This is a genomic window from Sphaerisporangium flaviroseum (assembly GCF_039537005.1).
GTDB lineage: Bacteria > Actinomycetota > Actinomycetes > Streptosporangiales > Streptosporangiaceae > Sphaerisporangium > Sphaerisporangium flaviroseum.
The window spans coordinates 83,792-107,695 of sequence record NZ_BAAAZR010000018.1 but is presented as its reverse complement, the minus strand read 5'-3'; the positions used below and the strand labels follow the sequence as shown (position 1 = coordinate 107,695).

Annotated in this window: 26 protein-coding genes; 16 read left to right on the top strand and 10 right to left on the bottom strand. The window is 70.4% G+C overall.

Annotation, left to right across the window (positions count from 1 at the left end; translation table 11 throughout):
- Positions 1 to 19: 19 nt before the first annotated feature.
- Positions 20 to 760, bottom strand: coding sequence for a hypothetical protein (locus ABD810_RS24325; protein ID WP_344944718.1), 741 nt, complete (start codon positions 758 to 760; stop codon positions 20 to 22).
- Between the two features lie 146 nt (positions 761 to 906).
- On the opposite strand from ABD810_RS24325, the gene ABD810_RS24320 reads away from it, so the two are divergent.
- The 4 genes from ABD810_RS24320 (at position 907) to ABD810_RS24305 (ending at position 4,451) form a co-directional block, all read left to right on the top strand.
- Positions 907 to 1,743, top strand: a complete 837-nt coding sequence (locus ABD810_RS24320) for a 2,3,4,5-tetrahydropyridine-2,6-dicarboxylate N-succinyltransferase (protein WP_344944716.1) — start codon at positions 907 to 909, stop codon at positions 1,741 to 1,743.
- The gene (gene dapE, locus ABD810_RS24315) at positions 1,736 to 2,824 is read left to right on the top strand and encodes a succinyl-diaminopimelate desuccinylase (RefSeq protein ID WP_344944713.1); all 1,089 of its coding nucleotides are present in this window, start codon (positions 1,736 to 1,738) and stop codon (positions 2,822 to 2,824) included. The genes ABD810_RS24320 and dapE overlap by 8 nt, the downstream gene beginning before the upstream one ends.
- Positions 2,825 to 3,050: 226 nt before the next feature.
- Positions 3,051 to 3,812 (top strand): LOG family protein, encoded by a 762-nt coding sequence (locus tag ABD810_RS24310; RefSeq protein ID WP_344944710.1) that lies wholly within the window; start codon positions 3,051 to 3,053, stop codon positions 3,810 to 3,812.
- 51 nt (positions 3,813 to 3,863) lie between these two features.
- Positions 3,864 to 4,451: an LOG family protein gene (locus tag ABD810_RS24305; protein WP_344944813.1), complete on the top strand. Its 588-nt coding sequence runs from the start codon at positions 3,864 to 3,866 to the stop codon at positions 4,449 to 4,451.
- Here the strand turns inward: ABD810_RS24305 and ABD810_RS24300 are convergent.
- Complete coding sequence (locus ABD810_RS24300) at positions 4,428 to 4,712, bottom strand: hypothetical protein (protein WP_344944707.1); 285 nt, start codon at positions 4,710 to 4,712, stop codon at positions 4,428 to 4,430. The genes ABD810_RS24305 and ABD810_RS24300 overlap by 24 nt on opposite strands.
- 163 nt (positions 4,713 to 4,875) lie before the next feature.
- Between ABD810_RS24300 and ABD810_RS24295 the strand changes: the two genes are divergently transcribed.
- Positions 4,876 to 5,754 carry a hypothetical protein gene (locus ABD810_RS24295; RefSeq protein ID WP_344944704.1) on the top strand — a complete coding sequence of 293 codons (879 nt, stop codon included), beginning with the start codon at positions 4,876 to 4,878 and terminating at the stop codon, positions 5,752 to 5,754.
- A gap of 58 nt (positions 5,755 to 5,812) precedes the next feature.
- On the top strand, positions 5,813 to 6,370 hold the full coding sequence (locus ABD810_RS24290) for a DNA-3-methyladenine glycosylase I (protein WP_344944701.1): 558 nt from the start codon (positions 5,813 to 5,815) through the stop codon (positions 6,368 to 6,370).
- Positions 6,371 to 6,387: 17 nt separating this feature from the next.
- Here ABD810_RS24290 and ABD810_RS24285 read toward each other — a convergent pair whose 3' ends face one another.
- Positions 6,388 to 7,245 carry an enoyl-CoA hydratase-related protein gene (locus ABD810_RS24285; protein WP_344944698.1) on the bottom strand — a complete coding sequence of 286 codons (858 nt, stop codon included), beginning with the start codon at positions 7,243 to 7,245 and terminating at the stop codon, positions 6,388 to 6,390.
- Entirely contained in the window at positions 7,245 to 8,069 is an 825-nt protein-coding gene (locus ABD810_RS24280; protein WP_344944695.1) for a PaaX family transcriptional regulator, read from the bottom strand. The genes ABD810_RS24285 and ABD810_RS24280 overlap by 1 nt, the downstream gene beginning before the upstream one ends.
- Positions 8,070 to 8,212: 143 nt before the next feature.
- On the opposite strand from ABD810_RS24280, the gene ABD810_RS24275 reads away from it, so the two are divergent.
- Complete coding sequence (locus tag ABD810_RS24275) at positions 8,213 to 8,380, top strand: DUF3117 domain-containing protein (RefSeq protein ID WP_114033903.1); 168 nt, start codon at positions 8,213 to 8,215, stop codon at positions 8,378 to 8,380.
- 105 nt (positions 8,381 to 8,485) lie between these two features.
- Complete coding sequence (locus tag ABD810_RS24270) at positions 8,486 to 9,916, top strand: leucyl aminopeptidase (protein WP_344944691.1); 1,431 nt, start codon at positions 8,486 to 8,488, stop codon at positions 9,914 to 9,916.
- Positions 9,917 to 9,994: 78 nt separating this feature from the next.
- Here ABD810_RS24270 and ABD810_RS24265 read toward each other — a convergent pair whose 3' ends face one another.
- Positions 9,995 to 10,645, bottom strand: a complete 651-nt coding sequence (locus ABD810_RS24265; protein ID WP_344944688.1) for an O-methyltransferase — start codon at positions 10,643 to 10,645, stop codon at positions 9,995 to 9,997.
- A 179-nt stretch (positions 10,646 to 10,824) separates the two neighbouring features.
- Between ABD810_RS24265 and sigE the strand changes: the two genes are divergently transcribed.
- The 4 genes from sigE (at position 10,825) to ABD810_RS24245 (ending at position 14,338) form a co-directional block, all read left to right on the top strand.
- Positions 10,825 to 11,484 (top strand): RNA polymerase sigma factor SigE, encoded by a 660-nt coding sequence (gene sigE / locus ABD810_RS24260; protein WP_344944685.1) that lies wholly within the window; start codon positions 10,825 to 10,827, stop codon positions 11,482 to 11,484.
- Positions 11,481 to 12,005 carry an anti-sigma factor family protein gene (locus ABD810_RS24255; protein WP_344944682.1) on the top strand — a complete coding sequence of 175 codons (525 nt, stop codon included), beginning with the start codon at positions 11,481 to 11,483 and terminating at the stop codon, positions 12,003 to 12,005. Before sigE ends, ABD810_RS24255 begins: the two co-directional genes overlap by 4 nt.
- Before the next feature lie 167 nt (positions 12,006 to 12,172).
- On the top strand, positions 12,173 to 13,852 hold the full coding sequence (locus ABD810_RS24250) for a S1C family serine protease (RefSeq protein ID WP_344944679.1): 1,680 nt from the start codon (positions 12,173 to 12,175) through the stop codon (positions 13,850 to 13,852).
- Between the two features lie 120 nt (positions 13,853 to 13,972).
- On the top strand, positions 13,973 to 14,338 hold the full coding sequence (locus tag ABD810_RS24245; RefSeq protein WP_344944676.1) for a sec-independent translocase: 366 nt from the start codon (positions 13,973 to 13,975) through the stop codon (positions 14,336 to 14,338).
- A gap of 76 nt (positions 14,339 to 14,414) precedes the next feature.
- On the opposite strand, the gene ABD810_RS24240 is transcribed toward ABD810_RS24245, so the two are convergent.
- Complete coding sequence (locus ABD810_RS24240) at positions 14,415 to 15,554, bottom strand: Mrp/NBP35 family ATP-binding protein (protein WP_344944674.1); 1,140 nt, start codon at positions 15,552 to 15,554, stop codon at positions 14,415 to 14,417.
- Positions 15,555 to 15,676: 122 nt separating this feature from the next.
- On the opposite strand from ABD810_RS24240, the gene ABD810_RS24235 reads away from it, so the two are divergent.
- Positions 15,677 to 16,126, top strand: a complete 450-nt coding sequence (locus tag ABD810_RS24235) for a MarR family winged helix-turn-helix transcriptional regulator (RefSeq protein ID WP_344944810.1) — start codon at positions 15,677 to 15,679, stop codon at positions 16,124 to 16,126.
- Here the strand turns inward: ABD810_RS24235 and ABD810_RS24230 are convergent.
- Positions 16,118 to 16,636 carry a DUF1003 domain-containing protein gene (locus ABD810_RS24230; RefSeq protein ID WP_344944671.1) on the bottom strand — a complete coding sequence of 173 codons (519 nt, stop codon included), beginning with the start codon at positions 16,634 to 16,636 and terminating at the stop codon, positions 16,118 to 16,120. The genes ABD810_RS24235 and ABD810_RS24230 overlap by 9 nt on opposite strands.
- Complete coding sequence (locus tag ABD810_RS24225; protein ID WP_344944669.1) at positions 16,626 to 17,921, bottom strand: magnesium transporter MgtE N-terminal domain-containing protein; 1,296 nt, start codon at positions 17,919 to 17,921, stop codon at positions 16,626 to 16,628. Before ABD810_RS24225 ends, ABD810_RS24230 begins: the two co-directional genes overlap by 11 nt.
- Positions 17,922 to 18,121: 200 nt before the next feature.
- On the opposite strand from ABD810_RS24225, the gene ABD810_RS24220 reads away from it, so the two are divergent.
- Positions 18,122 to 19,072: an EamA family transporter gene (locus ABD810_RS24220; RefSeq protein WP_425566946.1), complete on the top strand. Its 951-nt coding sequence runs from the start codon at positions 18,122 to 18,124 to the stop codon at positions 19,070 to 19,072.
- A 480-nt stretch (positions 19,073 to 19,552) separates the two neighbouring features.
- On the opposite strand, the gene ABD810_RS24215 is transcribed toward ABD810_RS24220, so the two are convergent.
- Both ABD810_RS24215 and ABD810_RS24210 read right to left on the bottom strand, forming a co-directional pair.
- Positions 19,553 to 20,578 (bottom strand): aldo/keto reductase, encoded by a 1,026-nt coding sequence (locus ABD810_RS24215; RefSeq protein ID WP_344944806.1) that lies wholly within the window; start codon positions 20,576 to 20,578, stop codon positions 19,553 to 19,555.
- Positions 20,578 to 21,009: a PPOX class F420-dependent oxidoreductase gene (locus tag ABD810_RS24210; RefSeq protein ID WP_344944663.1), complete on the bottom strand. Its 432-nt coding sequence runs from the start codon at positions 21,007 to 21,009 to the stop codon at positions 20,578 to 20,580. Before ABD810_RS24210 ends, ABD810_RS24215 begins: the two co-directional genes overlap by 1 nt.
- Before the next feature lie 99 nt (positions 21,010 to 21,108).
- Here ABD810_RS24210 and ABD810_RS24205 point away from each other — a divergent pair, with 99 nt between their 5' ends.
- Entirely contained in the window at positions 21,109 to 21,957 is an 849-nt protein-coding gene (locus tag ABD810_RS24205; protein ID WP_344944660.1) for an MmyB family transcriptional regulator, read from the top strand.
- A gap of 554 nt (positions 21,958 to 22,511) precedes the next feature.
- Entirely contained in the window at positions 22,512 to 23,750 is a 1,239-nt protein-coding gene (locus ABD810_RS24200; RefSeq protein ID WP_344944658.1) for a S8 family peptidase, read from the top strand.
- The last annotated feature ends 154 nt before the right edge of the window (positions 23,751 to 23,904 follow it).

Below are 23,904 nucleotides of genomic sequence, written 5' to 3'. Positions count from 1 at the left end.
CTGGCCGCCGGGACCTCGATCAGGCGATCTCGACCTTGCTCGCCGATGACCTGCCGTCGGCCAGCCAGCCGTCGTGGCCGGCGATCGACTTCCACGCCACGCCCGCGTAGCTCACCTGGTGCAGGCCGTACTTCTGGGCGTGGGCGACCGACCAGGCGGCGATCAGCCAGCCGCGGCGCTCCGTCGGCGCGTCGATCCGGTTGCCGTCGCTGGTGGTGTCCCCCAGCGCCCTGCTCAGCTCCTTGCGCGCCTTGGCGGCCTGTGCCGGGACGGGCTTGTCGGAAGGCGGGTACCAGCAGTGGACGGCCTTCGGCGCCCGTCCGGTGAAGGCGTCGGTGAGGATCTGGGCGTCCTCCTCGTGCTGGGCGTACGCCGAGCCGTCGGCGGACCGCTGCACGGCCTGCGCCGCCTCGTGCAGCGGGAGCTTCTGGTAGCGCTTGACCTTGACCAGCGCCGAGAAGAACTTATGGGTCGCGTAGACGGGGTCCTGGAGCTGCTTGACGGTGCCCCAGCCCTGCGAGGGGCGCTGCTGGAACACCCCCACCGAGTCACGGTCGCCGAAAGGGAGGTTCAGCAGCTTGGACTCCTGGATCGCGGTGACGTACGCGATCTCCACGGCCCGCTCGGGCAGTCTGCGGCGCGTGGCGACCGCGGCGATCGTGGCGGCCACCTGAGCCTGCTCGATTTCGAGGTCGAGAGTGCCCGCGGGGGTCTTCACCTGGCAGTGCTCGCCCAGAGCGAACGGCTTCGCTCGGTTCATAAGGTGATAAACCCCGAAAAATATGGCTACGCAGAGCACGACGACGATGCCGGTAATCGTCAGGACCGTCCGTGAGAATCGCCGTGCCACGAACAAGAACCTACCGGCCCAGCCGAGGTCCCCGCGCGGCACTAAGCTCCACTTGCATGAGCGAGACCTTCGAAAGCCCCTTGCCTGCCACCGTGGATGAGCTGTGGGAGCGCCGTGCCGACCTTTCCCCCGACGACGGGGAAGCGCGCGGCGTGATCGTCGGTGCCGTGGACATGCTCGACACCGGCAAGGCCCGGGTGGCCTTCATCGACCACTCCACCGGTGAGGTGGTCGTCGACGAGCGTGCCAAGCGCGCCATCCTGCTCAGCTTCCGGGTCCTCGGCATGGTCAGGAGCCAGGTGGGCGACTTCCACCACAACGACCGCATCCCGTTGAAGACGTCGCTGGAGGGCGTGCGCGTGGTGCCGGGCGCCATCGCCCGCTGGGGGTCATACCTCGCCTCCGGCGTCGTGCTGATGCCCTCCTTCACCAACATCGGGGCCTACGTCGACAGCGGCACGATGGTGGACACCTGGGCCACGGTCGGCTCGTGCGCCCAGATCGGCAGGAACGTCCACCTGTCGGGCGGCGTCGGCATCGGCGGCGTCCTGGAGCCCCCGAACGCCGTTCCCGTCGTCGTGGAGGACGAGGCGCTGATCGGCAGCCGCTCGATGATCGTCGAGGGCGCCCGGGTCGGCAAGGGCGCCGTGGTCGGCGCCGGCACGATCCTCACCTCGTCCATGCCCGTCATCGACGTCGAGACCGGCGAGCAGCTCAGCCGGGGCCACATCCCCGACTGGTGCGTCGCGGTGGGCGGCACGCGCGCCAAGGAGTTCCCCGGCGGCACCTTCGGGCTTCCCTGCGTCCTGGTGCTCAAGCGGCTCCAGGCCGGTCAGCGCCACGACAAGGCCGAGCTGAACGACGTGCTGCGCCAGCACGGCCTCAATGCCTGACCTGACGCCGCTCGACCTCGCCGGCGACGTACGGGCACTGACGGCCGTGCTCGTCGACGTTGAGTCGGTCAGCGGCGACGAGAAGGCCCTGGCCGACGCGATCGAGGCGGCCCTGAGGCCTCTGCCGCACCTCACCGTCGTCCGCGACGGTGAGGCGGTCGTCGCGCGCACCGAGCTAGGCCACTCCGAGCGCGTGGTCGTCGCCGGGCACATCGACACCGTGCCGCTCGCGGGCAACCTGCCCTCGCGCGTCCAGGGCGACCTGCTGTACGGCTGCGGCACCTCCGACATGAAGAGCGGGGTCGCCGTGGCGCTGAAGCTGGCCGCCGGGGTGCCGCGCCCCGGCAGGGACGTCACGTACGTCTTCTACGACTGCGAGGAGATCGAGGCCGCGCGCAACGGGCTGGGGCGGCTGGGCCGCACCCGTCCCGAGCTGCTGGCCGGCGACTTCGCCGTGCTGATGGAGCCCACCGGCGGCGAGATCGAGGGCGGCTGCCAGGGCACCCTGCGCGCCGAGATCGTCACCACCGGCAAGCGGTCCCACAGCGCCCGCTCGTGGTTCGGCGTGAACGCCATCCACCGCGTGGAGCCCGTCCTCGCGCGGCTGAGCGCCTACGAGGCCCGCGAGCCCGTCGTCGACGGGCTCGCGTACCACGAAGGGCTGAACGCCGTCGGCATCGCCGGTGGCGTGGCGGGCAACGTCATCCCCGACGAGTGCGTGGTCACGGTGAACTACCGCTTCGCGCCCGACCGCTCGCTCGACCAGGCGCGAGACCACGTGCGCGAGGTCTTCGAGGGGTACGAGGTCCGGTTCACCGACGGCGCCCCCGGCGCCCGCCCCGGGCTGACCCACCCCGTGGCCGCGGCGTTCGCCAAGGCGATCGGCGGCACCCCGCGGGCCAAACTCGGCTGGACGGACGTCGCGCTCTTCTCCGGGCTCGGCATCCCCGCCGTCAACTACGGCCCCGGCGACCCGAACCTGGCCCACCAGCAGGGCGAGTACGTCTCGCTGGAGAAGATCGTCGACTGCGAGCGCAGGATGCTGGCCTGGCTCGGCGCTCCAGGCTCTGACCTGGCCTGATGTGGCGGGCAGGTGGCGGCACAAAAGAAAGTGGCTTTCCTCGCCGGCCATTTGGCGGGGAAAGCCACTTTCAGTCCCGAGCAGCACCCTCGGCTCTTAGACGCAGCCTCGCGAAGAAACGGTTCCGCTGCTCCAAACAGATTTTTCAAGATTCTTTGAGGGCCGTACGAAACCTCCCGATCCGGTACGGCTTTGGAGGTCCCGCGGGGCGGTTAGCGTGATCGGCATGAGCAAAGCATCACGCGAAGAACGCAGGCAGGGCGCGTCTCTCCTCCGCGGGAAGTTCCTCCCCGACTCCACCTATGACGAGCGGCTCCTCGACCGGCGCGGATCGACCGAGTGGCTGCACATGGACCCCTGGCGGGTGCTGCGCATCCAGGCCGAGTTCGTGGAGGGATTCGGGCAGCTCGCCGAGCTTCCCCCCGCCGTCACGGTCTTCGGATCCGCCCGTACCCCTTCGGACAGCCCTGACTACGCGCTGGGAGAGAGCCTCGGCAGGGCACTGGCCGAGGCCGGATACGCGGTCATCACCGGCGGCGGCCCCGGATGCATGGAGGCGGCCAACAAGGGAGCGCGCCTGGCCGGCGGCGTCTCGGTAGGGCTCGGCATCGAGCTGCCCTTCGAGCAGAAGCTGAACGACTACGTCGATCTGGGCGTCGAGTTCCGCTACTTCTTCGTGCGCAAGACCATGTTCGTGAAGTACGCCTGCGGCTTCGTCGCACTGCCCGGCGGCTTCGGCACGCTGGACGAGCTCTTCGAGGCCCTCACGCTGGTCCAGACGCGCAAGGTCACTTCGTTCCCGGTCATCCTGATGGGCACCGAGTTCTGGAGCGGCCTGCTCGACTGGATCCGCGAGACCCTCGTCGGGACCGGCAAGATCTCCCCGGTCGACCTCGACCTGGTGCGGGTCACCGACGACGTGGACGAAGCGGTGGGCATCATCGTGGAGGCGGACCAGGATCGCCAGCTCGGCTTGCGGGACCTGTGATGCGCCGTGGGCTCCCCACCAGGCGTCCTGGATAGGGTTGCCGTCGTGACTATGGCGATTTGCGTGTTCTGCGCCTCCAGCCAGAAGATCGACGGCAAGTATCTCGACCTGGCCACCCAGGTGGGCACGGAGCTGGCCCGGCGCGGGCACACGCTCGTCAGCGGCGGCGCCGTGGTGTCCTGCATGGGCGCGGTGGCCCGTGCCGCGCGGAAGGCGGGCGGGCGCACGATCGGCGTGATGCCTCAGGCCCTGGTGGACCTCGAGATCGCCGACAGCGACTCCGACGAGCTGATCATCACCGCCGACATGCGCGAGCGCAAGGGGATCATGGACGGCCGGTCCGACGCGTTCCTCGTACTGCCCGGCGGCATCGGCACGCTGGAGGAGCTCTTCGAGATCTGGACATCGCGTGTGCTCGGGCTGCACGAAAAGCCCCTGGTCATCCTGGATCCCTGGGGCCTGTACGCCCCGCTGCGCCGGCTCGTCGACGGCATGTACGACGCGGGGTTCACCCGTCCCGACGTCTTCGACGCGATCTCCTGGACCACCACGGTCGAGGAGGCGCTGCACCACCTGGAGAGGCCGGGCCGTCCGCTGAGCCCGAACGCGGAGGAGCTAGGCGAGGCCGCGCCGGGCTAGCGCAGGGGGGCGCCTTCCCGCGAGCGACTCGGTCATGTCGAGCGCCAGCCTCACCTGCGTCTCATGTGCCGTGCGGAAGACCCGCGCCCCGAGCCACGCGAACACCGCCGCCGTGGCGAGCTGTGTGGTCTCGTCCCCGGACAGGGTCACCGCGACCGTGTGGCCGGCACGGGCATGCCGCTCGACCTCGGCGGCGGAGCCCGCCTCGACCCAGGAGGGGTCCAGGGGGCGGTCGAGGCCGGTCACGAGCACGGGCGTCATGTGCCGATGGTGTCACATGCCAGGTGGCGGGCGTATTCATCCGCCGGGCGGGGGCAGGTGCGGCCGTGCACACGTGTGCGCAGGGCGGTACACCCATGCCGGAAGATCAGGGTGCGGAGGCAACAACGCGCGCTCAAAGGCACCGATGTGGCACGATTCGTATGTGCTGGTCCTCCTCGCTGTCGCTGCGGTCGCCGTGCTGTTGTGCGTGGTGATGGTCTCGCAAGGGCGCGGTGGCGAGCTGACGGAGTTCGCCCCCGACGTACCGCCTCTCGACCTGCCCGACCCCGGGCAGCTGACGGCCGTCGACTTCATGGCGCTGCAGCTGCCGGTGAGCCTGGTCGGCTACCACACCCAGAGCGTCGACGAGACCCTGCAACGGGCCGCGACGGCCCTGGGCGAGCGTGACACCCACATCGCCGTTCTGGAGCAGCGCGTCGCCGAGCTTCTCGCCGGACGGCTCCAGGCGCGCCAGGAGTCGTACGCGCGGCCGTCCTGGGCGCCGGGGGCCACCGCCGGGGCGGAGGCGGGGCCCGAGGCCTCCACGGGCGGTTGGGGGGCCGTGGAGCACTCCTTCGGCTTCGGCGGGGACGACCGGGGGGCCGTGTCGCACGAGAACCTGTTCGATCCCATCACCCCGAGCCCGGGGGTCCGCCAGGTGCCCCGCGTCGATCCCGCCCCCTCCACGAGCTCGGGTGGTGTCGCGAGCACGCCGCCGGACCTGTCCACGAGCTCGGGTGTGGCGAGCGCGCCGCCGGACCTGTCCACGAGCTCGGGTGTCGCCAGCGCGCCGCCGGACGTGCCCGCCTCCGGCCTTGGAAACCTCCCCGCCGCGCCCGGGGACGATCGCGAACCGGTCAAGGCCCAGGACAAGGACCCCGATCCGCCGGAGACGCCGAAGAAGGACCCGGATCCGTTCGAGGCGTCCGGCGAGGAGCCCGGCCCCTTCGAGAAGCCCAGGAGCTCGCCGGGGAAGCACTCGGCGTCCAACGGAGGCGGTGTGGCGACCGGCGACCGCTCCGACGCCGAGGACGCCCGATGACATCCGATGACGCCCGGCGAGTGAGCTTCACCCCGCCGGGCTTGTAACCTCGGAATCTGTGACCCCTGAGCTTGTGCGATGCGGCTGGGCGACCAGCGCTCCCGACTACGTCCGCTACCACGACGAAGAGTGGGGCCGGCCCGTCCACGGCGACGACCCGGTGTTCGAGCGGCTGACCCTCGAGGCGTTCCAGTCGGGCCTGTCGTGGCTGACGATCCTGCGGAAGCGCGAGAACTTCCGCAAGGCCTTCGCCGGCTTCTCGATCGCCGCGGTGGCCGCGTTCGACGAGTCCGACGTCGAGCGGCTGCTGGCCGACGCGGGGATCATACGCAACCGGGCCAAGATCGAGGCGGCCATCGCCAACGCGCACGCCGCGGCCGTGCTCCCCGGAGGCGTCTCCGAGCTGGTCTGGCGGTACGCCGACCCGGCCTCGCCCACGCCGGCGTCGCTCTCCGACGTGCCGGCGACGACCCCCGCGTCCAAGGCCCTGGCCAAGGAGCTGAAGCGCCACGGCTTCCGCTTCGTCGGCCCGACCACTGCCTACGCCCTGATGCAGGCGATCGGCCTGGTGAACGACCACGTGGCCGGGTGCTGGGTGCGCGAGCGCCCCGCCTGAACCCGGCCCGTCGCCGATCAGCGGCCGTGGAAGACGGGACGCTCCTTGGCGAGGAAGGCCCGGGTGGCGTTGTGGTGGTCCTCCGACTTGGCGCAGGCGTCCTGGAGGTCGGCCTCCATCTCCAGCGAGTCCTCCAGCGGGTGCGCGGCGGAGAAGTCGAGGGCCTGCTTGATGGCCCCGTAGGCCACGGTCGGGCCCTGAGCGAGCCGTGCGGCGAGCTCCCGGGCGCTCGCGGCCAGGTCGTCGCCGGGCACGACGGAGTTCACCATGCCGATCTCCAGCGCCCTCTGAGCCCCCACGGGCTCGCCCAGCATCAGCAGCTCACGCGCCCTCGCCGGGCCGACCAGCCTCGGAAGCGTCCAGGACGCCCCGGAGTCGGGTGCCAGGCCGATGGCGCCGAACGCCATCGCGAACTTCGCGCCCTCGGCCGCGATCCGGAAGTCGCAGGCGAAGGCCAGCGAGGCCCCGGCCCCCGCGGCGATGCCGTTCACCACGGCCACCACCGGCTTGCCCATGGCCGCGATCGTCGAGACGATGGGGTTGTAGTGGGCGCGGACGGTGTTGTCGAGGCCCACCCCGGCCTCCAGGTTGTCCGCGTGCTCCCTCAGGTCCTGCCCGGCGCAGAAACCCCGCCCCGCGCCCGTCAGCACCACGACACGGGCCTGCGCGTCCTCACGTGCCCGCTCCAGCGCCTCCAGCAGGGCGGCCTTCATCGAGATGGTGAGCGCGTTCATGGCGTCAGGGCGGTTCAGGGTGATCGTCGCGACGCCGTCCTCGACGGCGTAGAGCACCTGATCGTGGCCGTGCTCATCCGCGGTCGGGGAGGGCGAGACCGGCCCCGGCGCGGCGGGGGTGGCCTTGGGTCGCTGATCCATCAGTGGACTCCCTTGTCCAGGTTTCGGTCGACGAAGCCGGCCGCGGCCGGCAGCAGGCGGGCGGCCTCCTGCTCGAAGTAGGCGCGGGCCTTCTCACCCGGCCAGGCCGGGGGAAGCAGCTCCGGCGGAAGGCCCGGATCGCGGAACAGGAAGTTGCGCCAGCCGTGGACCAGTCTGCTACGGGTGGCGAAGATCTGGTCGTCGGGGGCGTCGCGGGCCAGCGCCCCCACAAGATCGACGGCCTGCTCCATCCACTCTTCGTAGGCTCGGGCGATGGCGCACAGGTCCCAGGCGCGGGCGACCAGCTCTCGCGGATCGCCGCCGAAGGTGCATTGGAACCGGTCGGCGGGCACCCCCTGCTCGCCGAGCATCGTGTCGAGCTCGGGAGAGGGCCACGGCCCGATCCAGGTGGTCTCCGACAGGGGCGCGTAGCCGAGGAAGGCCAGGTCGGCGCGTAGCCGCTCGCGCCTGCCCCGCTCACGCACCGGCTGGAAGACGACCACGTCCCAGTGCCCGGACCACAGGGCCGAGCCGGTCCGGTAGATGCGTACGGCGGCCTCGTCGAGGCGCCGCGCGCACTTGGGCGTCAGCGCGTATCCCGGCCCTTGGGGGAGCCGCACGGGCTTGAGCCAGTCTTGCCGGACCATCCGGGAAATGGCGGTACGGACGGCAGGTGCGGCGATGTCCAGAGGGGCGAGAAGCCGTACCAAAGCGGCCACGGACGCTCGCCCGGTACGGATGCGCAGGTGATCTCCGTAGAGATCGAAAAGCGCGGCGCGGGCGTTCACATAGACCAGTTTGATCGGCGTGGGGGCCCCGGACAACGCATTCTGGGAGGAGATCGTTACCCATGCGCGCTCGCGAGGCGGGATAATGGGACGTCACAGAAGACGTGAAAGCGGCGGGCGGTCGGGCGCGGACAGGCGCGTACGGCATCGCGCAGGCCGAGGCAGGAAGGGATACACGCATGGCGGCGATGAAGCCGCGGACTGGCGACGGTCCGCTGGAGGTCACCAAGGAAGGACGGGGCATTGTCATGCGGGTCCCTCTCGAGGGTGGCGGCCGGCTCGTCGTCGAGCTCTCACCAGATGAGGCAAGAGCCCTTGGCGACGCTCTGAAGAACGTCGTCGGCTGACATACCCCTGACACAACCCACCGACACAGGCGACTTGACGGCCCCGGCGGCCGGGCCGCACGCCCCCACGCCGGGGCTGTCGCATTCAGGCAGGGGAGGACCACCGTGCCCATTGAAACCGCGCTGAGATTCATCGACCAGTCCAAGCGGGACGCCGACCTGCTCGCCGTGCCGTTCGGGAGCGACCTGTCCGCCGACGTGGAGCTCCCCGTGCCGGTGCCGGCCCTTCTGGCCCACCATGAGGCCAAGGGGGAGCCCGGCGAGGTGGTGGAGGTTCCCGTCGCCCACGGTGCCGCCGTCCGGCGGGTGCTGCTCTACGGCATCGGCGACGGCACGCCCCGGGCCCTGCGCAGGGCGGGCGGGGCGGTCGCACGACGGGTCAGGGGGCGGCGGTCGATCGACGTCGTCCTTCCCGGCGGGGTCGGCGAGCAGGGATGGGCGGCCCTCACCGAGGGCCTGCTGCTCGCCTCCTACACCATGCGCATCGGCGCGCCCCGCACCGCGGCCGTCGAGGAGATCCGCCTTTCCGGGCCCGAGGAGGCCCGGCCGGCCGTCGAGCGCGCCGAGGTGATCGCCCGGGCCACGGCCCTCACCCGTGACCTGTCCAACACGCCGTCCTCCGAGAAGGACCCCGCCTGGCTGGCCGACCGCGCCGTCGAGGTCGCGGAGCGGTCGGGCCTGGAGGCCAAGGTCTGGGGACCCGACGAGCTCGCCGCCGAAGGGTTCGGGGGCATCCTCGCGGTGGGGCAGGGATCGGCCAGCCCGCCCCGCCTGATCCAGTTGTCGTACGAGCCCGCCGACCCCGACGGCACCCACGTGGTGCTGGTGGGCAAGGGAATCACCTTCGACAGCGGAGGGCTCTCTCTCAAGCCCACCGACGGCATGAAGTTCATGAAGACCGACATGGCGGGCGGGGCGGTGGTGATCTCCGTCCTCGGCGCGCTGCGCGAGCTGGGCGTCCGCACACGCGTCACCGGTCTGGTCGCCGCCGCCGAGAACATGCCGTCCGGCGGCGCCCAGCGTCCGGGCGATGTGATCACGCAGTACGGCGGCCGCACGGTCGAGGTGCTCAACACCGACGCCGAGGGCAGGCTGGTGCTCGCCGACGCCCTGGCCTACGCCGACGAGGTCCTCGACCCCGACACCGTGGTCGACCTGGCCACCTTGACCGGCGCCATCGGCATCGCCCTTGGCCGCGACCTCGGCGCGGTCTTCTCCTCGGCCGACGATCTGGTGAAGGAACTGCTGGAGGCCGGAAAGGCGTCCGGCGATCCTCTGTGGCACATGCCCCTGGTCGACGACTACCGGCCCGCTCTCGACTCCCCGGTGGCCGACCTGTCCAACATCGACGCCGAGGGCAAGTACGGCGGGGGCTCCATCACCGCGGCGCTGTTCCTGCGTGAGTTCACCGGCGGTCGGCGGTGGGCCCACCTCGACATCGCGGGGGTGGCGCGCACCACCTCGGACGACGGCGTCCTGACCAAGGGCGCGACCGGCTTCGGCACCCGCCTCCTGCTGGAGTGGCTCACCACCTGACGGGCGTGCGGGGCGGACGCTCGGCGGGGGCGCCGGGCGGGCGTGTCCGGTGGCCCCTGGGCCCGTCGTGGCGGGCCGCTAGTTCGCCGTCTTGATGGCCGCGAGGAGCCCGTCGCCGAGGGGCATCATCAGGGCGCGCAGCCGCTCGTCGCCCTTGACCAGCTTGCCGAGCTCGCGGATCGCCACGGTCTCGGGGTCGCGCTGCGCGGGGTCCGCCACCCGGTTGTGCCACAGCGCGTTGTCGAAGGCCACGATGCCACCGGGTCGCAGCAGGCGCACGGCCTCGGCCAGATAGTCGCCGTACTCCTGTTTGGCGGCGTCGCAGAACACCAGGTCGTAGCCGCCGTCGGCGAGCCGGGGGAGCACGTCCAGGGCTCGTCCGCCGATCAGGCGGACCCTGCTGCCGGAGAACCCGGCCTCGGCGAAGGACTGGCGGGCCAGACGCTGGTGCTCGGGCTCTACGTCGACGCTGGTCAGGGTGCCGTCCGGCCGCATGCCGCGCAGCAGCCACAGCCCCGAGACCCCGCATCCGGTGCCGACCTCGACCACGGACCTGGCGCTGATCGCCGTGGCGAGGAAGCACAGGGCCGCGCCGCCTCCGGTCAGGATGGGGACGGCCCCCACCTCCATGCCACGCCGCCTCGCGGCTCGCAGCACCTCGTCCTCGTCATGGAACTCCTCCGCGTAGGCCAGCGTGGCCTCCACCGGAGTCGTCGGCGTCGGGGCCATCGGCCTCTCCTCCCCGCCTTCGCCGTACGCACGTATTTGGTCGCAGCCTAGGGGAGTAAGGGCCGAACGGGAACTCACGCCACAACGGGTACGTTGCACGCTTTGAACGACCTTTGTTAAAGGACACAGTCGGGCTTCGGTGGCTCGTGGGTACGCAGGAAGGGACGAAAGCAGGCACTATGGCTGTAGCGGTGGTCCCGGAGAGAGGAGTGCTGGTGGACAACTACCACCAGGCTGATACTCCCGATAGCGCGTTCCCGGGGGGAGACCCCCGGTTGCCCGACGACGGTTGGACACCTCCGACCTGGGAGGAGGTCGTCCGCGCACACTCGGCGCGCGTCTACCGCCTGGCCTACAGGCTCACCGGCAACATGCACGACGCCGAGGATCTCACGCAGGAGGTCTTCGTCCGGGTCTTCCGGTCGCTGTCCAGCTACACCCCCGGCACTTTCGAGGGCTGGTTGCACCGCATCACCACGAACCTCTTCCTGGACATGGCGCGGCGCAGGCAGCGCATCCGGTTCGAGGGCCTCGGCGACGACGCGGCGGAGCGCCTGCGCGGGCGGGAGCCCTCTCCGGCCCAGGTGTTCGACGACGCCCAGCTGGAGCCCGACATCCAGGCCGCTCTCGACGCGCTCCAGCCGGAGTTCCGCGCGGCCGTGGTCCTCTGCGACATCGAGGGCCTGTCCTACGAGGAGATCGCGGCGACACTCGGCGTGAAGCTGGGCACCGTTCGCAGCCGAATCCACCGCGGTCGCAGTCAGTTGCGCGAGGCGCTCGAACACCGGGCACCCCGTCGCGACGAACTCCCCCCGACCGTTAGCAGGGAGGGAGCATGAGTCATCTCGGAGAGCGCGCTTCCGCGCTCATTGACGGTGAGCTCGGTCACACCGAGCGAGAGCGTGCGCTGGCGCACCTGACACTATGCGCAGACTGCCGCGCCGAGCTCGACGCGATCAGGGCGCTGAAGAGCCGGCTTCGGTCACTCGACGCGCCGGGCGTCCCTGCGGATCTCACGATGTCCCTGATGAGGATGTCCGAGCCGGGCGGCCCGCTCCCGCCGAGGGTACGCCCCTTTCCCAACCCGACTTACTCGCTGACCAGCAATCCGGTCGACAACAGGCCGCGCCGTGGTGGCGGGTTCTCCGGTCCCGGCCGCTCGGGCGGCAACCGCCGGGCGGGGTACGTCGCGGTCGGCGTCGCGTCGGCCGCCGTCGCGCTCAGCACCCTGTTCATGGTGAGCGGTGCCGACAGCAGGCCGTCCGCCCCGCCCGTCGAGATGTTCGCCAACCAGCACCGCACCACTCCGGCCGGGCAGGTCGTGCCGGGACGGCTGGAGACGCCGTCGCCCCGACCCTGAGGCCGGCCACCGGCGGCACGGGCGTCGTCGACCCGCCCGCGCCGTCCACGCCGAAGCGGGCATACGATCGGATGGACCCTTGCCGGGTGCGATTTACGGTGCTCGTATGGGGTCCGAGCGAGAATCTGGCGTAGACCACGTTGACCGGCCTCGGGAGTGAGCGTTCGATGACCGACGAGACACGTACCTTCGACTCCGGGGACGTGGCCACTCCCTCTCAGCGTTCACCGGGGTCCTCGGACCCCGGTGGGATGCGCGTCAGGCCGGAGTTCCTGCCTGCCTCTGAGGGATGGCCGGCCGGCGCGCCGGTCTCGGGGCCCGACGCCTTCACCGGCCCCAACCCCTTCGCCGCGAGCGGCGGAGGGCGCGATCCTTTCGCCCCCGCCGGCGACGCCGGGCGTGATCCGTACGGACGCGAGACCGGGAACGCTCCCAACCGCAGCGAGACCGGGCGCGATCCTTTCGGGAACGAGACGACCGGGCCCATCCCCTTCGCGGCCGAGACACCGCGGTCCGACGCCCCCATGGGCGGGCCGTACTCCGGGCAGCAGCCCGGTGACCGGCGTGGAGGAGGCGAGGAGTCCGGCTGGGGGAATCCGTCCGGCGGGCCCCTGCCGCCCTCGCCCGGTGGCCCCTTCGGTCCGCCGCCTCCGCGCAATCCGTTCGGCATGGGCCCCGGCTGGGCGCCGCCCCCGGGCGGCCCGCGCGTGGACAGTGGCGCCGCGCCCAGGATGCCCAGGACCGGAGTGCTCGCCGTCCTCGCCGTCGTGATCGCCCTGATCGCCTCGATGGCGGGCAGCCTCGGCACCTTCCTGCTCACCCGGTCCGGCTCGGGCGTCGATCCGTCCTACACGCTCGGCACGCCGACCGGCACGATCGTCAACCGCGCCCCCGACTCGGTGGCCGGCGTCGCCGCCAAGGTCATCCCGAGCGTGGTCTCGCTCGATGTGAAGGGCAACAGCGAGGCGGGCACCGGCTCGGGCTTCGTGATCAAGGGTGGGTACATCCTCACGAACAACCATGTGGTCGCGGCGGCCGCGCAGACCGGCAACATCAAGGTGATGTTCAGCAACAAGAAGTCGAGCGTCGCCAAGATCATCGGCCGGGACCCCAGCTCCGACATCGCCGTGGTCAAGCCCGACGACACCTTCGGGTCCCCGGAGATCACGCTGGGCAACTCCGACCGGGTCGTCGTGGGCGATCCCGTCATCGCCATCGGCTCGCCCCTCGGGCTCACCGGCACCGTCACGACGGGCATCGTGAGCTCTCTGAACCGTCCCGTCACGGCGGGTGGCGAGAGCGGGTCGGAGTCCTCGTTCATCAACGCCATTCAGACCGACGCGGCGATCAACCCGGGCAACTCGGGGGGTCCGCTGGTCAACGCCGCCGGCGAGGTGATCGGCGTCAACTCCGCGATCGCGACGCTCGGCAACAGCTCGTTCGGCGGGCAGAGCGGCAGCATCGGCCTGGGCTTCTCCATCCCGGTCAACCACGTGCGGCGGATCGCCGAGGAGCTCATCTCCACCGGCTCGGCCAAGAAGTCCCGCATCGGCGTCCACCTCGACGAGAACTACCAGGGCGACGGCGTCCGCATCGCCGCCACCCCGCAGGCGGGGCAGGAGCCGGTGATCTCCGGCGGTCCGGCCGACAAGGCGGGGCTGCAGGCCGGTGACGTCATCCTCGAGGTCGACGGCACGCCGGTGAGCCAGCCGTCCGAGCTGATCGTCACCATCCGGAGCAAGGCGCCCGGCGACAAGGTGACGCTGAAGTACCAGCGCGGTGGCCAGGAGAAGACCACCACCGTAACCATCGACGCGGTGCCGGTCCCGACCCCGCAGCCGTCATGATCGGCCGTTCCTTGTGGTGCCCCTTGCCGAACCGGGGCATTAGTCTGGAGGAAGCCAGGTCGTCGTTTGCCGGTCCCGGTCAACGACAGGCGTCGGCGTAGGAAAGCGTAGGAGATCACCGTGTTCGGACTCGGCTGGCCTGAGGTCTTGGCACTCGTGGTCATCGCCTTGCTCGTCTTCGGGCCCGACAAGCTTCCGCAGGCCGCCTCCCAGGCGGGCCGCATGCTCCGCCAGGTCCGGCAGATGGCCAACAACGCCAAGAGCGACCTGCAGGACAACCTCGGCCCCGAGTTCGCCAACTTCGACCCGACCGACCTGCATCCGAAGAACTTCGTCCGCAAGCACCTGCTGCAGGATCTCGAGGACGACTGGGAGCGGCCGGCGGCCGAGCGCGACACCCCCGTCCACACCGAGTCCTACGCCGTGGCGGCGGCCGGCGAGCTTGCCTACGGCGAGATCCCGCCGTACGACCCCGAGGCCACCTGAGCCCGCACAGACACCGAAGAGGGGCCATCTCCCTGGGGAGATGGCCCCTCTTGCGTGCGGTGTCCCTACGGCCGCCTCAGCGGCCGGAGGGGGACAGCCCGAGCTGGAGCCCCTTGATGCTGCCGGACTTCTTGCTCAGGCCCTCGGCGATGCGCCGGAGCTCGGTCGCGGCCGGCGAGTCGGGGTCGGTGAGCACGAGCGGCTTGCCGTTGTCGCCGCCCTCGCGCAGGCGCAGGTCGATCGGGACCTGGCCGAGAAGCGGGACGCGCGAACCGAGGGTGCGGGTGAGGCCGTCGGCGACGGACTGGCCACCTCCCTCACCGAAGACCGCGATGCGCTCGTCGCAGTGCGGACAGGGCAGCCACGCCATGTTCTCGATGACGCCGGCGATCTGCTGGTGGGTCTGGGTGGCGATGGACCCGGCACGCTCGGCGACCTCCGCCGCGGCCTGCTGCGGGGTGGTCACCACCAGGATCTCGGCCCCCGGCATGCGCTGTGCCACCGAGATCGCGATGTCGCCGGTGCCCGGAGGCAGGTCCATGAGCAGGACGTCGAGGTCGCCCCAGTAGACGTCGGCGAGGAACTGATGCAGCGCGCGGTCGAGCATCGGCCCGCGCCACACCACCGGCGTGTTGCCCGGCGGCTTGAACATGCCGACCGAGATGACCTTGATGTCATGCGCCACCGGCGGCATGATCATGTCCTCGACCTTGGTGGGACGGTCGCTCACGCCGAGCATGCGCGGGATCGAGTGACCGTAGATGTCGGCGTCGAGCACGCCGACCTTGAGCCCCGACACCGCCATCGCCGCGGCGAGGTTGACGGTGACCGAGGACTTGCCGACGCCGCCCTTGCCGCTCGCGACGGCGAAGACACGGGTCAGGGAGCCGGGCTTGGCGAAGGGGATCTCCTTCTCCGGCCCGCGGTCGCCCCGCAGCTTGGTCTGGAGGGTCTTGCGCTGCTCGGTGCTCATGACGTCGAGGTCGACGTGGACGGCGGTTACACCGGCGACCTTGGACACGGCGGCGGTGACGTCGCGCGTGATGGTGTCGCGCATGGGGCAGCCCGCGACGGTGAGAAAGACGCCGACCCGCACCACCCCATCGGGGGAGATATCGACGCTCTTGACCATGTCAAGGTCGGTGATCGGCCGGCGGATCTCAGGGTCATTGACCGTCGCCAGCGCGGCCGTCACCAAATCTGGGGTTGGTGCCATGGATCCATGCTACGAACCCAGGACCGATCCGACGAACTCCGGCTTCTCTCCTAGGGGCCAAGAGAGGTCAAGAGGGAGGTGTATGTGTTTATGCGACCTTCTAGGATGACCGCGTGACGTCCATGACGGCGGAGATCACCCCGCAGCAGATGATCGTCTGGCGCATGTTGCAGCGGGCTCAGGTCCAGATCACCCGGAGCCTCGAGGTGGAGCTGCTGAGCCGCCACGATCTGGCCCCCGCCGCCTATGACGTGCTGCTCCAGCTCTCAGAAAGCCCCGACCGGCGGCTGCGCATGAACGACCTGGCCGAGCGGGTGCTGCTGTCCCGCAGCGGGCTCACGCGGCTCATCGACCGTCTCCAGCGTGACGGGCTGGTCGAGCGCGCGGCCTGCGCCAGCGACGCACGGGGTCTGTTCGCAGTGCTCACGAAAAAAGGTGAGCAACGTCTCACCGACGCCACGCCCACCTACCTGCGCGCGATCCGCGGCCAGTTCCTCGATCTCCTCGACGAGGAGGAGCTACGGCAGTGCGCCGCCATGCTCACGAAGCTCTTCGCCCAGGACTCACTCTGAGTCGCTCTCGAGCCGCCGGGGTGGCCGCCGGGGACCCTCCCGGCGGGCCGACTCGAGCACCTCGTCGAACAGGTGCTCCAGCTCGCCCCTGATGAAGTCACGCGTGGCCAGCTCGCCCAGGGCGAGGCGCAGCCCCGCGATCTCCCTGGTGAGGTACTCCACCTCGGCCTGGTTCCGCTCGGTGGTCATCCGGTCCTGCTCGCTCTGCACGCGGTCGCGGTCGGCCTGCCGGTTCTGCGCGAGGAGGATGAGCGGAGCGGCGTAGGAGGCCTGAAGCGACAGGATCAGCGTGAGGAAGATGAACGGGTAGGGGTCGAAGGTGAGGCTTCTGGGCGCCAGCGCGTTCCAGAGGACCCAGACCGCGATGAAGCCGGTCATGTACACCAGGAAGCGGGCGGTACCGAGGAAGCGGGCGATCCGCTCCGAGAGGCGACCGAATGCCTCGGGGTCGTAGTGCGGGCGGAAGGTACGCCGGAGCTCCCGGGGCTGGTCGAGCCGGTTAGCCGCCACCGTTCACCTCCGGCGGCCCGGAGCCGGGCGTACTCGGTGGGGAGATGCCGGCGCCCGGCGGCTGCTCGTCGCGCTCCCGCCAGTCGGGCGGGAGCAGGTGGTCGAGCACGTCGTCCACGGTGACGGCCCCGACGAGCCGTCCCATCTCGTCGACCACGGGGGCGGCCACCAGGTTGTAGGTGGCGAGGTACGACGTGACCCCGTGAAGGGGCAGGTCGGGCCGGATCGGGTCGATGCTGCTGTCGATCGCGCCGCCCAGCAGCGTGGAGGGCGGCTCGCGCAGCAGCCGCTGGAAGTGGGCCACCCCCAGATACTTGCCGGTGGGCGTCTGGATCGGCGGCCGGGCGACGTACACCTGGGCCGCGACGGCAGGGGTGATGTTCTGCCTGCGGATCTCGGCGAGGGCCTCGGCGATCGTCGCGTGGGGCGGCAGCACGACCGGTTCGCTGGTCATCATGCCGCCCGCGGTGTTCTCCGCGTACGTCAGCAGGCGCCGCACCGGGGCCGCCTCGCGAGGCTCCATGCGGCCCAGCAGCGCCTCCGCCTGCGCGGACGGCAGGTCCTGCAGCAGGTCGGCGGCGTCGTCCGGGTCCATGGCCGCGAGCACGTCGGCCGCGCGCTCGGCGTCCAGGCGGCTCAGGATGCCGATCTGGTCGCGCTCGGGCAGTTCCTCCAGCACGTCGGCGAGCCGGTCGTCGTCGAGCGCGGCGGCCACCTCCGCCCGCCGCTTGTCGGGCAGGTGGCGCAGGGCGTTGGCGAGGTCGGCGGGGCGCGTCTCCTCGAATGCGGCCAGCAGGTTGGCGGCCCCCTGGTCTTTCTGCACGGAGCCGAACCCGGTGACGTCGGACCAGTCGGCGATGAGGGTCTCGCCTCGCCGCCGGCGTAGCCCGCGGCCGGGGGCGCCCCGCAGCACCGCCACCTTGGTGATCAGCCACTCGCCGGTCCGGCCCTGCTCCATGGCGAGGTCGAGCACGGTGACCTTCTCGTCAGCGATCTCGACCGTCAGGTCGAGAAGCTCTCCGATGGCGAGGGACTCCGAGGCGTGCTTCTCGAAGCGGCGCAGGTTGATGCTGCCTGTGAAGATCACGGCGTCGGCCTCGATGTTCCGTACCCGGGTGATCGGCAGGAACACCCGCCGGCGCGGCTGGACCTCGACGACCAGGCCGTGCACGCGCGGGGGATCGTTGGGGCGCATGGACACAACGATGTCCCGGATCCGCCCGATCTGGTCACCGGCGGGGTCGAACACCGGGGTTCCGGCGAGCCGAGCGACGAAGATCCTCACTACCGCAGCGTACGAGGTTCTTGGGGGTGCGCCATACCGAGCCCCGCTAAAAGCCGTCTCAACGTACGGCCGCTCCTTGATCTCACCAAACTCCGTGTGACAGCATCAAAACCATCTAACGGTCATTACGGGGTGGGTGTGGCATGAAAGGCGCGGCGCTGGCGGTCGTATCGGCCTGCTGCTTTGGTTTCTCCGGGTCCATGGCGAAATTCCTCGGCGCGGGCGGGCTGACCCCCCTCCAGGCGGTGTGGGTGCGGATGGCGGGCGCCGCCATCCTGCTCATCGTGCTCCTCGCCGTCCTCAAGCCCAAGGCGCTGCGCGTCCCGCCGGGCAAGCGGGGGTTCTTCGCCGCGTACGCGCTGATCGCCGTGGCCGGAGTCCAGGCGCTGTTCTTCCTCGCCATCACGCGGCTTCCCGTGGGGGTGGTGCTCCTGCTGGAGTACACCGCGCCGGTGCTCGTGGTCTTCTGGGTGCGCTTCGTCAGGCACGTACGGCTGCCGCGCTCGGCGTACGCGGGCGCGGTGATCGTGCTCGTGGGTCTCGCCGTCGTGGTCGAGATCTGGCAGGGGATGAGCCTGGACGGTATCGGGCTGATACTGGGCCTCGTGGCCGCGGCCTGCTGCGCGGGGTACTTCCTCATGAGCGACGGCTTCGGCGGCGACGTCGACCCCCTGGGCCTCATCGTCTGGGGTCTCGCGGGGGCCGCCGTGGTCCTCCTCCCGCTCTCGCAGGCCTGGGACATCCCCTGGGCGGCCTTCGGCACGAGCGTCACCCTAGGCGGCAACACGATCCCGATGGCCGTGGCGGCCCTGTGGCTGATCGCGATCGCCACCGTACTGGCGTACGTCACCGGGGTCAGCGCGGTACGGCGGCTGTCGGCGGCCGTGGGGGCCACCGTGGCGTCCCTCGAAGTCGTCATGGGCGCGGTGATCGCATGGATCCTGCTCCGGGAGCATCTGGGCGTGGCCCAGATAGCGGGCGGCGCCATCGTGCTGGCCGGGGCCCTGCTGGCTCAGACCGCCACGTCGGGCGTCAGCCGTACGATCGAGGAGGAGGCGGCCCAGCGGGTAGGCAGCCCGGGCGCGTCGACCGCGTTGAGCCGCTCCTTCGCCAGGACGGCCACGGCGCCGGCCGCCGACGACGACGCCTGATCGACCACCTCGGCATCGGCGTCGAAGGAGATCAACTCGGCGCCGTTGTCCTTGCTGCGCAGCGTCACACGCACGCGCGAGGCATCCACCAGGCCCGGTAGCGCCTGCTCCTCGCCGCCGGTGACGACGTAGATGGCGCCCTCGTACCACACATGCCACGCCAGCCGATCACGCCCGGCCAGCGAGACCCACAGGACGCTCGACTTCTTCGCGCCTTCTTCGATCAGCGAGAGGCTCACAGTCAGCAATCTACGACTGATCGCACCGATTGGCATTCCCAGGCCGGCGAGAACCAGCCCGGCTCGCCCACCCGCCCGCCCCCAGGAGTCGGGTACAGGGACGGCCGGCCAGGATTAGCCCCGACTCGCCCATCCGCAGTTCCCGCAGGTGGTCGTGGCGCGGAGTCCTTGTTGGGCGAGGGGCCCCGCGCAGGCGAATTTCGCAGCGTCCTACGCCAGTGTGTAGGCCGAGTTCGGGCCGCTACTGGGGCATGGCGAGAGAACGCCCTGCGAGGTGGATTCGGCCCTCTAGCCTGGCTTCCCCGTCGCCGAACACCCATGGGCGAGCCCCGGTGTTGATGTCGGTCGGATAGCCCGGGTCGAACTTCACTGCCGAATCCAGGTGGCCTACGGCGTCAACTGGCAGGGTGACGTCGAGGGTGCCCAGGTTGTCCTTGAGTTGCGTGACGTCGCGCGAGCCGATGATCGGGTGCACGGCGTGAGACCGGGTACGGGCCCAGGCGATCGCGACCTGGGACGCGGTCACCCCCAACTCCTCGGCAACCTCCTGTACGGCGCGCGCGGCTTGGTGGTCGCGCGGAGTGAGGGACGCGGGGTTGATCCTGGTTCCGGTCGGGGCATCGCCGTGGCTGGTGAACTTGCCTGAGAGCACACCGCCGGCCAGCGCCCCGTAGGTGGCCACGGTCATTCCGTAGGCTTCGGCCATGGGCAGCAATTCCCGCTCGATGTCGCGTTTGAGCAGGCTGTAGGGCACCTGCACACCGGCGAACGGGGTCCAGTCGCGCCACTCGGCCAAGGTGTTGGCCCGGGAGACGAGCCACGCAGGAAGGTTAGACGCGCCCACGTAGAGGACCTTCCCGGCGCGGACGGCGTCGTCCAGCGCCCGCATGGTCTCCTCGATCGGCGTGTGCTGGTCCCAGGTGTGCACCCAAAACAGATCGATGTAGTCGGTGCGTAGCCGTCGCAGGCTTGCCTCGAGGGACCGGGTGAGGTTCTTGCGGTGGCTGCCGCCCGCGTTCGGGTCCGTGGCGTCCCGGGACAGCGTGTACTTGGTGGCCAGCACGAACCGGTCCCGGCGGTGCTGGAGGAGATCGCCGAGTACCTCTTCGCTGTCGCCGTACGCGGAGGCGGTGTCGATGACGTTGCCGCCGGCGTCGGCGTACAGGTCGATCATCTTGCGGGCCTCGTCCGGCCCGGCAAAGGTCATCGCGCCCAGGAACAGCTCCGAGACGCGCAGCCCGGTCGGACCGAGCAGCCGGTGACGCATCACGCCACGTCCCTTGCCCATAGTTCGAAGGCGTCCGTGTCGATCCCGCGCGACAGAATCCGGCGCGGGTGGATGCGGATCCACGCCGAGTCGAACGGCATGTTGGCGCCAATCCGCTTGCCGACCTCCTCGCCTCCGGTGGTGTGCGTTTCCGCACGCCCTCGGATCTCGATACCGCGCGGTGTCCAGGGATCGACGGAGGCCAGATCGTCCACAGCGAACGCGACATCAGGGTGGCGCTCGGCGTCGCGGAACTTCTTGCTTGCGGCCATATTGGTGCCTGCGTGGCCCCCGATGACGATGGTCTGGGTTTCTGCGTCGTAGAAGACCCCTACCGGCACGATGTGCGGCCGGCTGCTGGGGCCCACCGTGGCCAGGCGCCCGAGCGGCTGGCTGTTCAGATATTCGATCTCGTTTGCAGTAAAGGTCATGGACTCAGTCTGTGGACACGGGCGGACGCCGGGAAGGCCGGGGTAAGGCTAGCCTTGGCGGGGCCACGATGCGCCGGCGCCAGCCGTACACTCCAGCCTGTGAGCGACATCGAGTTGGGGACGTTCCTCCGCAGCCGCCGCGAGGCCGTCACCCCGGGCCAGGTGGGACTGCCCACCAGCCGGCGTCGCCGCACACCCGGCTTGCGGCGAGCCGAGCTGGCCACCATTTCCGGGATCAGCGTCGACTACTTGACGCGGCTGGAGCAGGGGCGCGACCGGCACCCGTCGCCGCAGGTCCTCGCCGCGCTCGCGGACGCCCTGCAACTCTCTGCGGGCGAGCGGGTCCAGCTTCGCAACCTGGCCAAGGCCGCATCTGGTGCCGACATCCTGTGCCCCGGCGGCCTGCCCCCTGAACGGGAAGTACGTCCCACGATGCGGGCGCTGCTGGACCGGCTGGAACCCACTCCGGCCGTGCTGCTCAACCGGCTCGACGAGACACTCGCCCACACCTTCGCCTACGAGCGCCTCGCCAGGCCAATCGGCCTCCTCGACGGCCAGCCGCCGAGCCGAGTCCGGTTCGTGTTCACCGACAATCGGGCCCGGGCTGCATACCCCGATTGGGACCGCATCGCCGACGAGCAGGTCGCCACGCTCAAAGCCGAGTCCTCCCGCAATGACCCGCACCTCATTCACCTCGTTGACGAACTGACCATCATGGCCGGTGCCCCGTTCGCCGAACGGCTGCGGGCCACGCCGGTTCTGCCCCACCGCACCGGTGTTGAACGTCTCGTCCACCCCGAGGTAGGCGAACTGCGGCTGGCCTACGAGACCCTCGACGCCGAGGGTCAGCGCTTGATCATCTATCTCCCCGCTGACAACGCCACCTCCGCCGCACTGGACCGCCTCAACCGGCGCCAATCCGGCGCCTTGCGCACGGTGCGAGGCTAACGACGTGGTGCGCGATAAGGACTGTTCCGAGTGGCCGGTGACCGATCTTGCTGCGCACGTCGTCACAGCGGCCCACTGACATGGCGCCGCCTGTGTGCGCTTCACCTCGTATGACGGCCACCTTCCGCCTCCACTCAACCTCGGGGTCACCCGGTCCAGAATCCCGGCCAACCCTGGGACCCGCGGTCGGGCCGTCGGGGCCACGATGTGCGAGTAAGGACCGCAGCGGCAAGGCCCGAAAACGGTTGCGACAGCCGTATATCGCCTGAAGCTTTGGCCTGCTTCGCGACGGTGTCCCGGGCTCCCGTGAACTCACCGGGCGCCATGCCGTACAGCCGGTCCGTCGCCTCGTCGAGGTCCACAGATTCCCTCTACCGGTTGATATCCGGCGTCTACCGGGCTGGCCGCGGACGTTCTGACTTTTGCTGTCGCACCCATCGACAACGGATGGTTAATACCACCATTTGGCCACCATTGGTCCCTCTTGTGCTATCTCGTGGCGGTTCCTAACTTCGGGTCACCTGGCGAGGTTCCCCGAGGTCCAAGGAGGACCCATGACGCACCCCCCGACGTCCCGTACCCGTCTCCGCTCGGCCACGGTGCTCACCGCCACCGTGGGCACCCTGCTCGCCTCCATGCTCGCCACCACCTCGGCGGCTCACGCGGACGACCCCTCTGGCCGGGGCACCGTGTTGGCGGAGGCGGCCGACCCCGCCGACCTGGTTCCCGGAAGCTACATCGTCGTCCTGAAGAACGGCGGCGACGTCGACTCCGCGGCACGGCAGCTCACCGGCCGTCACGGGGGCAGCTTCAGCAGGACGTATCACTACGCGCTGCGCGGCTTCGCCGTACGGGCCAGCTCGGATCAGGCGAAGAAGCTCGCCGCGGACCCGGCGGTGGCATACGTCCAGCAGAACTCGGTGGTACGAGCGTCCGATACCCAGCCCAGCCCCCCTTCGTGGGGCATTGACCGGATCGACCAGCGAAACCTGCCGCTGAACTCCTCCTACACATACGGGCCGACGGGCGCGGGGGTGCGCGCCTACATCGTCGACACCGGCATCAGGGTCACCCATTCGGACTTCGGCGGCCGGGCCTCGATCGGCTTCGACGCCATCGGCGACGGGCAGAACGGCCAGGACTGCAACGGCCACGGCACCCACGTGGCGGGTACGACGGGCGGCAGCGCGTACGGCGTGGCCAAGGGGGTCTCGCTGGTCGCCGTCCGCGTGCTCAACTGCAGCGGGTCCGGTACGACGGACCAGGTCATCGCGGGAATCGATTGGGTCACCGCGAACGCCGTCAAGCCGGCCGTGGCCAACATGAGCCTTGGCGGCAGCACGAACACAGCCCTGGACAATGCTGTGAAGCGCTCGGTCGCCTCCGGCGTCGGGTACGCCATCGCGGCGGGTAACGGCTTCCTCGGGCTGTTCGCGCAGAACGCCTGCAACACCTCACCGGCACGCGTACCCGAGGCCATCACGGTCTCGATCACCGACACCACCGACAGAAAGCCGTCGTGGGGCAATATCGGTACCTGCGTGGACCTGTTCGCGCCCGGATACAACATCACCTCGGCGTGGAAGGACTCCGACGGCTCGACCAACACGATCAGTGGCACGTCGATGTCCACCCCGCACGTCACCGGGGCCTCCGCGCTGTACCTCCAGGGGCACCCCGCGGCGACGCCGCAGCAGGTGCGGGACGCGATCGTGACCAACGCGACGACCGGCGTCGTCGTGAGCCCCGGCAGCGGATCGCCCAACCGGCTCCTCTACACCCCCGGCCTCTGATCACGCGCCTCCGTCCCGTCCCGTCCTGTTCGACGACGGGACGGGACGTGGCCGCCCAGCCACAGGACCTGCGAAGGGCGTCCCGTCGCCGGGTTCCGTACGCCGGGACGGGACGTGGCCGCCCAGCCGCGGGACCTGCGAAGGGCGTCCCGTC